Annotated in this window: 18 protein-coding genes; 12 read left to right on the top strand and 6 right to left on the bottom strand. The window is 38.5% G+C overall.

What is annotated here, in order from left to right:
- Positions 1–68: 68 nt before the first annotated feature.
- Both H3302_RS08110 and rrtA read right to left on the bottom strand, forming a co-directional pair.
- Positions 69–662 carry a hypothetical protein gene (locus H3302_RS08110; protein WP_118844321.1) on the bottom strand — a complete coding sequence of 198 codons (594 nt, stop codon included), beginning with the start codon at positions 660–662 and terminating at the stop codon, positions 69–71.
- Positions 663–740: 78 nt separating this feature from the next.
- Positions 741–1,355, bottom strand: coding sequence for a rhombosortase (gene rrtA / locus H3302_RS08105; protein WP_374027194.1), 615 nt, complete (start codon positions 1,353–1,355; stop codon positions 741–743).
- 54 nt (positions 1,356–1,409) lie between these two features.
- Here rrtA and ggt point away from each other — a divergent pair, with 54 nt between their 5' ends.
- The 5 genes from ggt to H3302_RS08080 all read left to right on the top strand — a co-directional run bounded on the left by ggt (position 1,410) and on the right by H3302_RS08080 (position 7,587).
- Positions 1,410–3,167, top strand: a complete 1,758-nt coding sequence (gene ggt / locus H3302_RS08100; RefSeq protein WP_180311607.1) for a gamma-glutamyltransferase — start codon at positions 1,410–1,412, stop codon at positions 3,165–3,167.
- Between the two features lie 175 nt (positions 3,168–3,342).
- Entirely contained in the window at positions 3,343–5,037 is a 1,695-nt protein-coding gene (locus tag H3302_RS08095) for an NAD-dependent malic enzyme (RefSeq protein WP_182396375.1), read from the top strand.
- Positions 5,038–5,954: 917 nt separating this feature from the next.
- Positions 5,955–6,098 carry a hypothetical protein gene (locus tag H3302_RS08090; protein WP_180311606.1) on the top strand — a complete coding sequence of 48 codons (144 nt, stop codon included), beginning with the start codon at positions 5,955–5,957 and terminating at the stop codon, positions 6,096–6,098.
- 149 nt (positions 6,099–6,247) lie between these two features.
- Positions 6,248–6,742 carry a nuclear transport factor 2 family protein gene (locus tag H3302_RS08085; protein WP_182396374.1) on the top strand — a complete coding sequence of 165 codons (495 nt, stop codon included), beginning with the start codon at positions 6,248–6,250 and terminating at the stop codon, positions 6,740–6,742.
- A 128-nt stretch (positions 6,743–6,870) separates the two neighbouring features.
- Positions 6,871–7,587: an SIMPL domain-containing protein gene (locus tag H3302_RS08080; protein ID WP_036968370.1), complete on the top strand. Its 717-nt coding sequence runs from the start codon at positions 6,871–6,873 to the stop codon at positions 7,585–7,587.
- A 4-nt stretch (positions 7,588–7,591) separates the two neighbouring features.
- Here the strand turns inward: H3302_RS08080 and H3302_RS08075 are convergent, their stop codons facing one another.
- Positions 7,592–8,941 carry a DUF2254 domain-containing protein gene (locus H3302_RS08075; RefSeq protein ID WP_182396373.1) on the bottom strand — a complete coding sequence of 450 codons (1,350 nt, stop codon included), beginning with the start codon at positions 8,939–8,941 and terminating at the stop codon, positions 7,592–7,594.
- Positions 8,942–9,072: 131 nt separating this feature from the next.
- Between H3302_RS08075 and H3302_RS08070 the strand changes: the two genes are divergently transcribed.
- From H3302_RS08070 to H3302_RS08055, 4 genes are all read left to right on the top strand, one after another.
- Complete coding sequence (locus tag H3302_RS08070; protein WP_182396372.1) at positions 9,073–9,447, top strand: MAPEG family protein; 375 nt, start codon at positions 9,073–9,075, stop codon at positions 9,445–9,447.
- A gap of 112 nt (positions 9,448–9,559) precedes the next feature.
- Positions 9,560–10,198: a sulfotransferase gene (locus tag H3302_RS08065; protein WP_182396371.1), complete on the top strand. Its 639-nt coding sequence runs from the start codon at positions 9,560–9,562 to the stop codon at positions 10,196–10,198.
- Positions 10,199–10,247: 49 nt separating this feature from the next.
- Complete coding sequence (locus H3302_RS08060) at positions 10,248–10,820, top strand: tRNA-(ms[2]io[6]A)-hydroxylase (protein ID WP_075593564.1); 573 nt, start codon at positions 10,248–10,250, stop codon at positions 10,818–10,820.
- 168 nt (positions 10,821–10,988) lie between these two features.
- On the top strand, positions 10,989–11,360 hold the full coding sequence (locus H3302_RS08055) for a hypothetical protein (protein WP_182396370.1): 372 nt from the start codon (positions 10,989–10,991) through the stop codon (positions 11,358–11,360).
- Here H3302_RS08055 and H3302_RS08050 read toward each other — a convergent pair.
- Entirely contained in the window at positions 11,349–12,068 is a 720-nt protein-coding gene (locus H3302_RS08050) for a metallophosphoesterase (protein WP_259369894.1), read from the bottom strand. The genes H3302_RS08055 and H3302_RS08050 overlap by 12 nt on opposite strands.
- A gap of 245 nt (positions 12,069–12,313) precedes the next feature.
- On the opposite strand from H3302_RS08050, the gene H3302_RS08045 reads away from it, so the two are divergent.
- The 3 genes from H3302_RS08045 to H3302_RS08035 all read left to right on the top strand — a co-directional run bounded on the left by H3302_RS08045 (position 12,314) and on the right by H3302_RS08035 (position 14,263).
- Positions 12,314–13,885 (top strand): ABC-F family ATP-binding cassette domain-containing protein, encoded by a 1,572-nt coding sequence (locus tag H3302_RS08045; protein WP_182396369.1) that lies wholly within the window; start codon positions 12,314–12,316, stop codon positions 13,883–13,885.
- Between the two features lie 64 nt (positions 13,886–13,949).
- Positions 13,950–14,111 carry a hypothetical protein gene (locus H3302_RS08040; RefSeq protein ID WP_182396428.1) on the top strand — a complete coding sequence of 54 codons (162 nt, stop codon included), beginning with the start codon at positions 13,950–13,952 and terminating at the stop codon, positions 14,109–14,111.
- Positions 14,108–14,263 (top strand): hypothetical protein, encoded by a 156-nt coding sequence (locus tag H3302_RS08035; protein WP_182396368.1) that lies wholly within the window; start codon positions 14,108–14,110, stop codon positions 14,261–14,263. The genes H3302_RS08040 and H3302_RS08035 overlap by 4 nt, the downstream gene beginning before the upstream one ends.
- Positions 14,264–14,287: 24 nt before the next feature.
- On the opposite strand, the gene H3302_RS08030 is transcribed toward H3302_RS08035, so the two are convergent.
- Both H3302_RS08030 and H3302_RS08025 read right to left on the bottom strand, forming a co-directional pair.
- Positions 14,288–14,998: a hypothetical protein gene (locus tag H3302_RS08030; RefSeq protein ID WP_182396367.1), complete on the bottom strand. Its 711-nt coding sequence runs from the start codon at positions 14,996–14,998 to the stop codon at positions 14,288–14,290.
- A gap of 155 nt (positions 14,999–15,153) precedes the next feature.
- Entirely contained in the window at positions 15,154–15,327 is a 174-nt protein-coding gene (locus tag H3302_RS08025) for a hypothetical protein (RefSeq protein WP_182396366.1), read from the bottom strand.
- Between the last annotated feature and the right edge of the window lie 322 nt (positions 15,328–15,649).

Genomic DNA, 15,649 nt, shown 5'->3' with positions numbered 1-15,649 from the left:
ATTAAGTAATTTAAAAACAGCCACTTTAAGTGGCTGTTTTTATTTACATTATGATTATTTCAATGGGTCTATTTGCAGTGAAATGTGCTTACATTGAGCACTTTTGTATACTGCTCTGATTCGCCTTTAAAAATTAAATCATCGCTCACTAAGCTCATCTTAAAGTTCTTTATCCACGATAGCTTGGCTATAAACTCTAATTCATAGCGATTAAAGGATGCAGGGCACTTTAAATACACATAATGATGCGCTTTGCCAAAAGCACCGGGGTCCGCTGTATAGACATAGAAAGTACGGTCATTAAGTGTGTGTTCTTGATAAATGTAGTCTTTATGTGAGCCGAAGGTCGCATCCAGAAACATAACTAAGCCTGCCCCAGTAATCATCAAGCAAGCATACAAAAAACTCAATATAAGTGTGATGTTTGCGATTATTCTATTTTTAAAAAGCGCACTTACTTCCTGGTATTTCATGAGTAATAAGGTGAAGCCCAAAATAGCTGAGGCAAATACAATAATATTTTTTACCTGAGAGACATCCCTCATATACCTTGGCGATATAAACTGTAAATTAATAAATGAGCTTAGAAAGCTAAGCAGTAAAGGGCCGTAAAGGCAAAGTGCGATGAGACCAAGATAAAAATAGCCATTATTCTTTATCATTTAAAATTCCTTTTTCGTATTAACAATTTTTCGTGTTAAAAAAGAACACAGCTAAAAAAAGCGAGCAAAGTTATGAAGTTACTCGCGATGTTTAATAACTTTAATCAGTACAGGCAAAGCCAGCACAGTGCCGCCAACTGCACCGATAAAGTGAGCATCAATGGCAACATTTGACGCAATCAATTGGCTTACTGATTCACTAGGGCCTGCAACTTGCTCCCACACTACTTTTGCCCAGGTGCCTATAAATAACAACCAGCCACTTAGCATACCTGCTTGCACATCTTTGACAGCGCCCCAAATAATAACACCGTGCAAGAGTGCACTCAGTCCAGTGTATATTTTTATATCAGGGCAAAATAACCATACGCCTAAACCACACCATAAAGCCAAAACAGCGGTATTAAAAGCATACCGAGCAGGGGAGGTATGTTCTGCATGCAATGCCCATATTAATAAAATTCCGGCGCAATTTAAGGCTAAATGCGGCCAGTTTGCATGTACAAATTGACTCGTGAAAATACGCCAAAATTCACCATCTGCAACTAAATTACGGTTAAATTCTAAATAATCATTTAAGTTAAACGCAGCAAAAAGGGTACTAATCAGCATTAAACACAGTGGCGGCAGTACATATTGTGGTTTCAGAGGAAGGTTGATCATGTTATTTTTGTTGTATCTTAAATTTTGCATATTGTGCACGTTTAATTTTAAGATGCCAATTAAACACCGGGATTAAGTTTATTTATGTTATTCAAAACAAAAGCACTTATTGTGCTCTCTTCGTCATTAATTTATACAACGTCAATTTTTGCAGCTCCAACTAAGGTTGAAACGCGTGAGCCTGAAGCCGCAACAGGCTTTGCGCATAAGCAGGTCGTTGAAGGCACTAAATACATGGTTGCTGCTGCAAATCCGTATGCAGTAAAAGCCGGTCAAAAAATGTTAGAACTGGGCGGCTCAGCGGTAGACGCTGCCATTGCAACTCAACTGATACTTACACTGGTTGAGCCGCAATCATCGGGCATAGGTGGTGGGTCGTTTTTGATGTATTTCGACAACAAAAACAAAAGCCTAACCACTTTCGATGGTCGTGAAACAGCGCCAAGCCATGCTGATGAAACTCTTTTTTTAGACAAACATGGTAAAGCAGTAAAATGGATTGAAGCAGTTGTGGGTGGTCGCTCAGTAGGTGTACCTGGGATTTTACATGCCTTTGCAAGCGCGCATAAACATTATGGTAAATTGCCATGGCACACGCTGTTTCAACCGGCAATTGAGCTGGCAGAGCAGGGGTTTGTTGTATCCCCTCGTTTGCATAAGTTGCTGGCAAAAGAGCTAAACCCTGGCGTTACAACGTTACCCGTCATTCGTGATTACTTTTTCCCTGATGGTAAGCCACTGGCTGTCGGGTCTGTAAAAAAGAACCCTGAATTAGCGGCTCTTTATAAAGACATAGCATCGCAGGGTATTGATGCCTTTTATAAAGGTGAGAATGCCAAACAATTAGTGCATGCAGTACAAAACTCAGTGGTTGCACCAGGCACGTTAACAGAAGCAGACCTTGCTAACTACCAGAGTAAAGAGCGCGCCCCTGTGTGTGTTGATTATCGTCAATACGAAGTATGCTCAATGGCCCCTCCGAGTAGTGGGGGTGTTGCGGTATTACAAATTTTAGCGTTGCTAGAACACAAAGACATGGCCAAGCTTGCACCTAACTCAGTACAAGCATTGCATTACTTTACCCAGGCATCACGTTTAGCGTTTGCAGACCGTAATGTATACATGGGCGATCCAGATTTTATGGCTATTCCAACGGACGGTTTATTAGATAAAAATTACCTAGCAAGCCGTGCTAAGTTGATTACCGAAAAAGATGCCCACGCAGAGGCTGGAACGCCTCCTAACTCATTGGCCTATGCGCAGGATGACGCTTATGAATTACCGTCAACGTCGCATGTATCAATTGTAGACAGCGAAGGCAATGCCGTGTCAATGACCAGTTCAATTGAAATGGCTTTTGGTTCAACCGTTATGGTGAACGGGTATATTTTAAACAACCAGCTTACTGACTTTGCTTTATCGCCAACGAAAGATGGTAAACCACTCGCTAACCGTGTTGAGGCAGGTAAACGTCCGCGTAGTTCTATGTCGCCAGTAATGGTATTTAACAAAGACGGTAGCTTACGATTAGTCGTGGGTTCACCGGGTGGAAGCCGAATTATTGATTATGTAGCGCAGGTTGTTGTGGCTGTTCTTGATTGGGATTTAGATGCACAAGAAGCAATTAATTTGCCACGTATCACAAATCGTAATAATTACACCAGTCTTGAAAAAGGCACCGAACTTGCCAACCACGAAGCCGATTTTGTTAACCGAGGCCACCAAGTTCGCATCTTAGATTTAAACTCTGGTTTACATGCTGTTGAACTAAAAGACGGTAAACTTTATGGTGCTGCAGATCCACGCCGTGAGGGCATCGCTTTAAGTGATAAAAGCCACTAAAAATAGGCTCAGCAGCCTTAAAGCTGCTGAGTTTTCATGTATACTTAGCCTTATGCCTTTTAGAGCATAAAATTCATTTTCTTCAATGGTCTGACAAGGTGGATTGTCATTGCAATTTAACCTTCAACAGTAATAATGTCAGATCATAATTATGACGCCATCAAAGCTTGGAAATATGACTACAAATACCGATCCGAATTATCTTTATATTCCTTATTCAGGCCCAGGTCTGATCGAAACGCCACTATTAAATAAAGGCAGTGCATTTTCACAAAAAGAAAGGGAAAGTTTCAACCTAGCCGGTTTACTGCCACCGCGTTATGAAACAATTGAAGAGCAAGTTGAGCGTTGTTACCAACAATATTCAAGTTTTAGCGACAACTTAAACAAACATATTTACTTACGTGCTATTCAAGATAACAACGAAACACTTTACTACCGTTTAGTGCGTGACCATCTTGAAGAAATGATGCCGATTATTTATACCCCGACAGTGGGAGACGCTTGCGAAAAGTTCTCTGATATTTATCGCAGTGCACGTGGCTTATTCATTTCGTACGAAGATCGTTTCCAAATCGACGATATCTTGCGCAATGCGACGAAAGGCAAAGTAAAGGTTATCGTTGTAACTGATGGTGAGCGTATTCTAGGCCTTGGTGACCAAGGTATTGGGGGCATGGGTATTCCAATTGGTAAGCTGTCGCTTTACACCGCATGTGGTGGTATAAGCCCAGCATACACATTACCTGTTATGCTTGATGTGGGTACCAACAACGAAAAACTACTTAACGATCCTATGTACATGGGTGCTCGCCATAAACGTATTTCGCAAGAAGAATACGACGAGTTCCTTGAGCTATTCATTAAAGCAGTAAAACGTCGCTGGCCAAGTGTGCTACTTCAATTTGAAGATTTCGCACAACCGAATGCAATGCCACTGCTTAAACGTTACCGTGACGAAATTTGTAGTTTTAACGACGACATTCAAGGTACTGCAGCTGTTACAGTTGGTTCATTACTTGCGGCGTGTCGTGTTAAAGGTGCTAAGTTATCAGAACAAAAAGTTGTGTTTGTTGGCGCAGGTTCAGCAGGGTGCGGTATTGCAGAGCAAATCATCAGTACGATGGTTGCTGAAGGCATTTCTGACGAGCAAGCGCGTTCACAAATATACATGGTCGATCGCTTTGGTCTACTAACAGAAGGAATGGAAGGTCTTCGTGATTTCCAAGATGCTTTATCGCAATCAAAAGAAAACTTAAAAGACTGGACTTACAGTGGCGAATTTGCCTCGCTTCTTGATGTAATGCACTGCGCTCAACCAGATATCCTTATTGGTGTATCGGGTCAACCTGGCTTATTCACTGAGCAAGTTATTCGTGCAATGCATGCCTCGTGTGCGCAGCCAATTATTTTCCCACTTAGCAACCCGTCTAAGCAGGTAGAAGCACTGCCAGCAGATGTTATAGAATGGACCGACGGACAAGCCATTGTCGCCTCAGGAAGCCCATTTGAACCGGTTGAATACAACGGCCAGTTATTCCCAATCCCACAATGTAATAACAGTTACATTTTCCCTGGTATTGGTTTAGGTGTAATTGCTGCAAAAGCAACCCGTATCACAGATGCAATGCTTATTGTATCAAGTGAAACGTTAGCAGAGTCTTCACCACGTGCAAACACAGGTCAAGGTAGCTTATTGCCAGCACTAACTGAAATACAAGCATTGAGTAAACGTATTGCGTTTGCCGTTGCTAAAAAAGCGATGGAAGAAGGTGTGGCACTGGAACTAATAGACGACGCGCTGTGGGCTGCTATCGAAAAGAATTATTGGTTACCTGAATACCGCAATTACAAGCGACGTAGTATTTAAACTAAAGCATTTAAACTAAAGCATTTAAACTTAAGTATTTAAACTTAAAATATTAATAGAAACAAAGCCTTCGCGCTTTGGCTAAATGACAAAGGGGACCTAAAATAGTAGGTCCCCTTTTTTTGCATAAAAATACATGCACTCAACACTCACACCAGTAACACCAATACCAGTAACACAATTGTCGAGCTAAGATGAGTCGATACTAGATGAATTGCTATTAAGTAACGCAATTTCATCGGCTTTTATTTTCTGCTAAACAGCTTCGTTAAGAGAGTCATCAAGGATTCAAAGGGATAAAGTGCGCTCTTGTAGAACAATTCTCCCATTGTGAAATGTATAAGTTAGTAAGCTATGCCAACTAAACAACCAGCCTCACAAAACCTAATATTTTTATTAGAGTGAACCATATTCTATTTACTATATTATTAGTTTTTTAAATTTATCGAGTAAAGATCTGACCTGTTTTGTTTATTACAAAAAGATTGATTGGAATTAATGTCTTTTCTTCTGGTATCGCTGTAAGGTGGTTAATTATTACTCGTTCTTATTAAAGTAACGTCGTTTGGGTAACCCCATGTTTAATTCGAACTTTCATCTTACTTATCACAACATGCATCCCTAGCCAAATAACAACGTGTGCATGGTTTCTAGTTTGCTACATCACGATTAGGTAACATACATAGTTATTTTACGGATAACAGTAATACATAGAGTATTTTTAAGTCTTTAATTTTATAGTCATTTTACTGAATTATAAATTAGCCAGACTGTAATTTATTTTTAAATGATACCTAGCAAGAATCCTATTAAGTGGCTGCTGCCAGCCCAAAACACAGGGCGCTTTTTTTTCCTCAGAGCCATGTATTAAGCAACTAGCCGATTTTTTAACTCAGGAGAGTAAAAGGAAGAAGGAAATGATCCAAACTGCAGTCATTGGACTGATAGCGATATTAGCATTCAGTGCAGGTGCAGTAGATAAACCAATTTCGGCTTCGGCGAAAGACAAAGATCTTAAGTGGGACCTTGTCTGGCATTTTTTCCAACAAAGTGCGACGTGAATATAAACTCTAAAGCTTGCACGAATTTAAAGCGCTACGGCAAACAGGGTGCTCTGTTTCTCTCAGCTTCATTTTAGCCACATTTTTTGCCCATATTAAGGGCAAGAAATACATGAACATTCTGGCAACAGCGTGTATAGGAGTAATATATGAGTACAGGGAAAATAGCGATTAGAGTTGTGTTGTTTGCAATTTCCATACTCCTTGTAGGGTGTGAATTTAATGCAAAAGATAGCGCAGAAACTGCTTTAGAGGAATCTAACTTAAAGAAGGCGCTGTATTGCATGGAAATCCTCGAAAATAGACCAGATCTTGAGCCTAAGCATCGAATAGATATTTTGCGTAATGAATGTTACAGCGAACATTTTATTGAGCATTCACCAAACATACCTGATGGCCGTGATGCGCTGTTGAGTTTGTTTGAGAGCCGTTATAAAAAGTACCCTAAACTTTCAATGTCCATTAAGCGCACCGCTTCTGACGGTGATCTTGTTTGGCTTCACCTTCATGTAAAACATACACCTGAATCACTTGGCGGTGCTGCAATCCAAATATTTCGGATGGAAGAAGGTAAAATTGTTGAGCATTGGGGGGTTGGGCAGTCTGTTCCAAAGGAATCTAAAAACAGTAATACAATGTTTTAATCCTTATGTGTAAATGTTGTTCAAAGCCGTGTTGTTTCGAGCGTTAAGCTTCTAGTTTAAGCTTGTTCATTGCTAATTAACCTTATAAGGTATTTAATAGTTCACGTTTATACAAAAGGAACAAGGTTATGAATAAATTTGTTTTTTCATCTATTGCCGCATTTATGAGTTTTAATGTTTTTGCCTTGGCAACGCCAGACGCTCCGCATATTTATATTCAAGGTAATGCGTCTATCACCACAATCCCCGACAACGTAAAACTAACGGTCGCAATTGTAGAAATTGATAAAGACTTAATCGCCGCTAAAAATAAAGCCGACAATACAATGGCAAAAGCTATAAAGCTTGCAAAGTCAAAAGGGGTAGAAGAAAAGGGCATTTATGCGTCTAATATTTCTATTCAACGCGAAACGGAATATAACCGTGAAACAGGCAAACAAAACTTCGTTGGATACCGTGTAACTCGTAATTTATCACTCACGCTCACTGATACAAAACAGTACCCTGTTTTACTTCAACAACTCGTAAACTCAGGTATTAATGAAATAAATCAAACACAGTTTGTATCGAGCCGATATGAAGAGCTACAAAAGCAGGCACAAAAACTGGCAATTAAAGATGCCCGTGCCGCAGCAAAAGAGTTTGCCAATGATTATGGTGTTGAGTTAAAAGGCCTTTATACGGCTTCAAACAGCCCACTCGACACGGGAGTGCAACCCTACATGAGAGCTGAAAAAATGGTTATGGCTGATGCAGCACCGAGTAACTATGTACCCGATGCATACAATGGGGGTGAAATAACCATCACCGCAAGTAGCTATGCGGTCTATTATATCGAAAATTAAACAGTTAGTTGGTGGTAAACTTTGCCACCAACGCCTTTCCTTTGTGTTCTGAAATACGCGCAATAGCCTTGAGCATATTGGTTACTTGCTGACGGTCGTATTCATTTGTTATATGCTTATTAATGTCTTCAACAATGGCCTCTAAATAAACAAATAAGCTTTCTGTCGCTTTACTGCTATCAGCCGATCTAAACAAAATATTTTTAAATGCTTCAAGTACATTGACCATCACATAAGCATCACTTTTTGCATAATTCCTAATGGGTGTGAAGTTATCATGCAGTAATTCATCAAACGATGTCTCGTGCAAGTATAAATAAGGTTGATTATTCGTTGAATGCTTTAGCGAATAATTCACATCGCTTATTTTGAGGCGTTCTATCAGTAAAATGCTTAACATATCAATGGCCTTAACCGCAGTGCCCGGATCATTAATACCTGGGCTCATTGCTTTTACGGCAATTTCAGAAATTTGCGTCATACCATAGCGATAATGGTCACTTATGTATTCTTCAATATAAAAAATAAAACAGTTGAGCAGGGCATCAACAAGTTCAGGCATGTCTGATAAATCTTTATCACACTTTAAGAATGGGTAGCCTTTAACAGTGAAAAAACCTTGTTTAACCGCAATATAAATTTTTATATCGTGCTCTTTACACAGCGCACATAATTTATCACTGTGAGCCCCTTTAAAATAACCTTCTGTTTCACTCTTAATGTTGTGCCATTCATCAAAGTTAGGAAACTCATTTACATCGGTATCTTTTTGCATTGCGACAATGCAGGTGAGTTCATTTTTGGTATTTTTAAATAAATCGTTAAGTACATTATCAACTTGGATAGCCTTTGAGATTGAATGAATAAAGTAAACAAAAAAACCCAACGACACTAAGCCAAACAGCAAAGAAAAGAAAATACCCAAAGAGGGGATCCCCATTTCACCGTTTTCCATCGCGCGTATGTTTATCAACATAATGATGGTGTAAATGATACTGCCTAAGTAAAAACCTAAAACAAGCTGATGCGATTTACGAGTGATCAAACCAGGTAAAACTCGCGGTGACAGGCTCGCACTGGCACTATTAAGTACCACCATTACCATTGAAAAGCTAAACACGGTTAGCGAAATAATACTGCCGGCAAGGGTACTCAATATGGTTCGTGCGTTTTCTTCACTATCGACTAATAGCACAGCAAAAAATTGCTTAACTTCCATTGTGATAGCTGTGTATTCAATTGCAGTTGTGATTAAAGCAAACAAAAGAAATAAAACGGATAGCATCGATGGGTAAAACCCAATACTGCTGATCATCTCGCGGTAATTGTCTGCAATTTTTCTTGGCGTAAACATGCATATCCTTTAAGAACAGTTAGACATTAATCATTATCGAGTCATAATAGTGTGCTAACTTAAATACCTATTTTATAGCCTAGCAACAAATAGTGCTAAGCGTCTAACTTTAAATAAGAATTGGAAATACAGTGATCGTTTCAACCTTTGCCGCCATATTGGCGATTTTATACATTCAGTTAAGTTTTCGTGTTATTAAAATTCGTAAAGCCAAGCAAATTTCACTTGGCGATGGCGGTGATGCATCTTTGCAAGCAGCAATTCGTGCGCATAGAAACTTTATAGAGTATGTGCCATTTACTTTGATCTTATTGTTCTTGGTTGAGTACCAAGGTCTATCAAGTCATTATTGTTATATTTTAGGAAGCATGTTGCTACTAGGTCGATTTTGTCACAGCTACGGGCTTGCTGATAACGTAATGAAATTACGTGCTTTTGGTATGATACTTACCTTTTTAACACTGGTTATCAGTGCTTTCATGTTATTAGTTACACAAGTTATGTAGGTAAAAGCGGGTGTCATTGCTAACGTTAGCAATGACACTAAAATGACTGGTTTAAAACGCCACTCATTAAGCAACCCCAGTGCTCATGCCAACATAATTAATACGAATTAAGATGAAGAATAAAATTTTTATAATAGGTCTGCCGCGCACAGGCACTACCAGTATTTGCCATAGCTTTTTACAATTAGGCTATAAAACGGCCCACACAGCGTATACACAAGCGGCAATTGAAAGTGCAGAGGTTATAGCTGACACTCCCGTCTTTAGTGAGTTTCCGTTACTTGATAAGCATTACCCAAACAGTATTTTTATTAATTTGCAGCGTGATTTATCAAAATGGATCCCCTCAATAAGACAACTGCTTGCGCGCATGCATACTAATTTAATGCGCGAAGATGGCGGCTTTAATAGCCATTTAAAACGCTGTTATTTAGAGGTGTTTGGCCACTACACACTGGCAGATATAGAATCAGATGAGTACCTTATTGCATGTTACAAGCGGCATCAACAGCAAGTGCAAAACTATTTTAGTGATAAAAAACAGCAACTATTAACACTTGATGTTGCAGACGAACATAGCCCTGACGCACTCAAAGCATTTTTACAAATCGAGCAACCAATTGTTTTTAAACAACTGAATATGGCCGGTAAAGTAACGGCTTGGAATGACATAAAACACCCCGACAAAATAGCCTCAACTCGCAATGGAAAAATAGATAAATCCCTTGGTTACAATCACAAGATTTTATAACCAAAATGCGTTAAAATCGCCGCCATTATAAGTTAAGTTGTTCCTTATCATGTTTGAATTAAAATATCACACTCCCTTTGAATGGACAGAAGGTGTCTTAGCGGACTTCAACACCTTTTTACAAGACCATGCTGCCGCTGAAAAAAAAGCATCGGGTATGGCTATGTCAATGCTGTCGCATTACCCAGATCGTCGTAAACTTGTTAAAGCTATGACCGACTTAGCGCTTGAAGAAATGATTCATTTTAAACAAGTACTCAAGCTATTAATGGAACGCGATATTTCATTGGGTAACGATCAAAAAGATCCTTACATTAAGCAAATTCGTGGCTTATTTAGAAATGGCCGCGACGAGTTTTTAATGGACCGTCTACTCGTTGCGGGTGTTATTGAAGCAAGAGGGCATGAACGCTTTTCATTAGTTGCCGAAGCGCTACCTGCTGGCAAAGAAAAAGAGTTTTATGTGGCCATCGCGAAATCTGAAGAAAAGCATAAAAACTTATTTGTCGAACTTGCCTACGAGTATTTCGACAAGCATGAAGTAGATACACGACTAGAAGAAATTCTTATTGCTGAAGCCAAAATCTGTGAAAGCATTCCGTTTACAGCCGCACTTCACTAAATGGTATCACGCGCATAGGGCTCAGTGAGCTCTATGCGCAAAATAGGTACTTAGAAAACAGTAATTAAGCATTTTGAAAATACTTTTTCGAACTGTGATTGATTAAATAAACATCAAACATCTCGCTTTCCTCCTATAGTTAAAGTAATCAATAGTGAGGATAAAAGCATGAAATGGATGATGACTCTCACAACGCTATCGTTAATTGGTATCGTAATTACGGGTAACTCAATTTACTCTGAAGTGAAAATATTTCAAAGCAACGATAAGCCAACCGAAATAACCGCCAGTATGTATCGTTCTCTTATTTGGCACAGTGAAGTGTACAAAGACGTTGAGTTTCTAACTATTTCAAATAGTTACTTTAGCGATGGCAAAATCGATACCCGTGAATATTCTAAACTAACCAGTTTAGCAAAGAAAAATACCGGTCCACTTATTTACCTGCAAGAATCTGATGAACAGCTTTGGCACGCAAGGTATAAGTACAAGCAGTATCTCGAAGAAAAGATTCCCTCTGAACTTGCGTCAGTCCATTGACTGGGCTTGTTTAAAGTCGGTTATTAAAGAACTCAGCTCGACAAGTGTTGGCTCACCGCCTAAATAATTTGTATCGATGTGATAAGTGTTCCCAATCCAATAGGGCCGAGGGGTCGAGTTATGGCCATGAATAGAAAAGTCGACGCCTTGGTTGTGTATAACCTTTCCTTGTTTTGTAATAGCTCTATCCCAAAGTAAGCCGGTAACGGCTTGAGAATGATTGCGAGGAATATTTTGCCAATGCCAATTTTGTGGCACCGTGTGCGACAAACCAATCGTCATGCCTGCATATTCAATAAGGTAAGAAAGAGGGCAATTTAGGAGTTGCAGGCAAACATCCACACGTTCAGCCTCGCTTAATTCGTAATGCCAACGCCCGCCATTTTCAACCCATAACGCGTGATAACCACTATCTTGTGCAAGAACTGATTCGAGCATCATATGTTCATGATTACCCAGAGTCATATAAACACCCAGCTCTTTAAACCTCTGTAATAGGGCAACACTGTGTGCACCTCTATCAATAACATCGCCAAGTGCAAATAATATATCGTTCGCTGCATTAAAATTTACCGATGCTAACGCACGTTCAAACTTGGGTAGGTCGGCATCTAAATCACCAATAACAAAAACACGTTTTTTAGCATCAAGTGTCAGTTTTACTTGCACAGTATTATTGAGAATGGCTTGGCAATTAACTAAATTCAAAATGCATTCCTTTCACGTTCTATGAATATTAGCCTAACATAACTCGTTGCCTTTTTGGCAAGGGCTGGATATTATCTTGTCTCATTATTTAGGAGCACGCGCCAACATGAACAACTAAACCTGTTATCCAATTTCATTTTTTCTTTGGACCAACAGGGTTAGTAGGCGTTACTCACTATCACTTTACACGCGTAAATTATCTTTGCGTTACCAACGCTTTCTGCCCCTGTATTACAGGAGGCACTATGCCACAACTTCACGCTTTTAACCTTTGCTTTCAGCATGCCAATGGCAAATGTCTGTTTAACAATATAACACTGTCATTAACAGCAAAAACAACCGCACTTGTTGGTCGCAATGGCAGTGGAAAATCAATTTTAGCATCGTTACTTTGTAAAGAGCGCTCACCAACGTCAGGAACAGTAAACAGCAGCGGCGTAATGGGTATATATAAACAAGTCGACGACATTAAACGGTTAAATACCCTCACAGTTGCTGAATCTATAGGGCTTGATCATTACTTCAACGCCTTGCAGACAATTAATGAAGGCCAATTCACAGAGCACGACTTAGCAATAGTGGATGGTTATTGGGATTTAGAGCAACACTTTAATTCTGTATTAAATAAATTAGGCCTTAAAAACATAACTGCCACTGCGCGTGCGAATTCCTTAAGTGGCGGGCAACTCAGTCAATTAAAATTATGGGCTTTATTTACCTTAAAGCACGATATTTTGATTCTCGATGAGCCTTCAAATCATTTAGATAATCAGGGTAAATCATGGTTAAAAAATCAAATTGAATCATATCCAGGGCAAATAGTACTGATCAGCCATGATCGAGAGTTACTAGAAATTGTTGATGAAATATGGGAACTATCGTCACTGGGGTTAGTTGTTTATGGTGGCAACTTTACAAATTACACCCGCCAAAAACAGCTACATGTTACAGCATTAGAAAACAAGCTTAATGCAGCGACAAAACAACAAAGTAAGCTTGAAGCTCAACAGCAAGTTAATAAACAAAAAGCAGAAAAACGCGCGAATAAAGGCACAAAGCTTCAAAAATCAGGCAGCCAGCCCAAAGTGCTTCAAGATGCTAAAAAAGACAGAGCCTCAGCAAATCAATCATCGCAAAGTAAAAACGCAGCAAAAAGAGAGGCGCAAATCACTAAAAATAAGCAAGTGCTTATATCTCAACTTGAGCAAATAAAACCCCAACAGTTCTATTTAAATCAAACAGAGTTTAAACGCCAAAAAGCAGTAACACTCGAGAACGTTGTATTGCAGTATGGTTCGCACACCCCCTTAAATTTATCGCTTTTTAATGATGAAAAAATACATTTATCGGGCGCCAATGGCACCGGCAAATCAACACTTTTAAAAACGATGATGGCTAAATTGCCAGTTAGAGCAGGGCAGATACATGTTAATCAACCACTCTATTATTTAGACCAACATTTTTCATTAATAAATAATGACTTAACCCTGCTTGATAACCTAATGTTCTATTGCCGCGAATTAAACCACAATACAGCCCGAACACTGCTTGCTAGTTTAAACTTCAGAAAAGACGACGTTTATAAACAAGCCGCACAGTTAAGTGGTGGCGAAAAAATGAAACTCGCAATGTGTATCGTAAGCCATATTGAAAAGCATGTTTTTTTGTTACTCGACGAGCCCGATAATCACCTAGACCTTGAATCAAAACAGCTTTTAGCCGATGCATTACACGCATTTAATGGCGGGTTTATCATAGTCAGCCATGACCAGTACTTTATAGAGAGAATTGGTTGTCATAAGAAAATTGCATTATAAAACAGATGGATAACCTTGCATTATAAACGCTGAAACCATAACGATAGCGGCCAAGGGGTAGGGTATGGCCATCGGTGCAAACTCAATAAATTTGTTATTCGTAATTATTGTTGAAATTGGTGGCGCGTTCGCCACCATTGCCGCAGTGAAAACAGATATTACTTGGATAAAACAAGTAATTAAAAAACACGGTGAAGATATAACGAAATTGCAGGATAAATTATGATAGCGACATTAGGTAAATATTTAGCAGCTAAATTGCTAACCGAAGCATTTATAAAACGTGTCTGTTTAGCTACAGCTAAGCATTTAGCAAGTAAGTCAGAAAACAAGCTTGATGATGAATTGGTTGAAGCTCTTTTTGACGCTTTAAACTAAGATATGAGCACTATAAGTAGTAACTTATAGTGCTTTAATTTTTTTGATTTTCTCTACTGCTTCATAAAACTCTTTTGGTGGAGCTAACTGTCCTCTATTTGTTTTGTTGCATTGAGAAATAAGAGATAAAATCACATGGTTTACTTCGCCCTCTATTGGCGAATAAATCCCATCGTTATCGTTAGTGCCTGTATAATCAAGCAATTCTTTTGTATCAACTGTCAAGATGTAGTTCAGGGCATTTATATAAGTTTTATATTGATAAAGAATCACTTGAACATCGTTATAAATTTCTCTTGAAAGTATCGGGCAATAAAATTTTATATCTTCATATGAATCAGACATCTTGAAGTAACTTTCAGTATGTGTGTTTGAAATATTAAACAAAGCTTCTGAATTGTAACTTTTTTCACCTGTCAATTTTTGTTTGAAAAAGTAAAACGCTGTGACATACATGTGTTGAAATTCAAACTGAAGGGGGTTTATCTTTCCAGAAACAAACTTTCTAAACTCACTTGAACCTTGCTTAGTTCTTTGAATTAAATACTCCCTATAAGCCATTAAGAATGCTGCTATTGTAAACGTGCAACCAATTAAACTACTTAGTGCAGAAATGGTTTCTAAGGTATTTTTTTTATCATTAACTATTAAATAAGCTGCAAAAGAGCAAATGACAACAGATAGGGCAATAAAAACTGGAATCATATAATTGACAAAGATTCTTCTTAATTTCATAAAACTTCCTTTTTAAAAACAGTTTCAATTATGCATTAAATATTGTTTTTAAAGTAGGTCGCCGTCACGCGGCCTTATAATATTATGCTGTTTTCTTATCTCCGTACTTCAAAACAATATCTTTTAGAGGAAGCTGAAAACTCATTTAGATTAAGTCATAAGTTATTGGTAATAAAGAAGTGACAAAAACCAATGATTTTCAGTGTTTCACTAACTTCAACTAAATCATACACGTGTGCAATTTTAGCTCGCAGGGCATCTACATTGCTTTCGTTATAACGAACAGAGCGTTGTAAAAATTCAATCTTGTTGATGAATTTATAAGGCACATAAGATTCACCGCGTGGTACCTATAAACAACCATCTCTAAAAATTAATAAATAACCAGACCGTGCAAACCGTAACGCTAGTAAAGCAATGTGTATTTAAACAGACAAACAGTGTAATGACAGATTGCCACTTAAATGAGAGTGAGTGTAAATCAGATCGTTTAAATTAAACCGTGATAGAAATGACAAACACAAATTGCTTTTAACTCACAATTGTAAGCCGCCGATTGTTTTTGGAAAAAAAGACGTAAGATTTTAGAATTGCTTAATTATGTTAAATAAGACTAGTTTTAATTAATTCAGAGTAAGGTTAGTGATTTAA

Origin of the sequence: Pseudoalteromonas sp. MT33b (assembly GCF_014117385.1) — a bacterium.
GTDB lineage: Bacteria > Pseudomonadota > Gammaproteobacteria > Enterobacterales > Alteromonadaceae > Pseudoalteromonas > Pseudoalteromonas lipolytica.
Note: the sequence above shows the minus strand (reverse complement) of the source record. Positions and strands in the feature narration are given on the sequence as shown.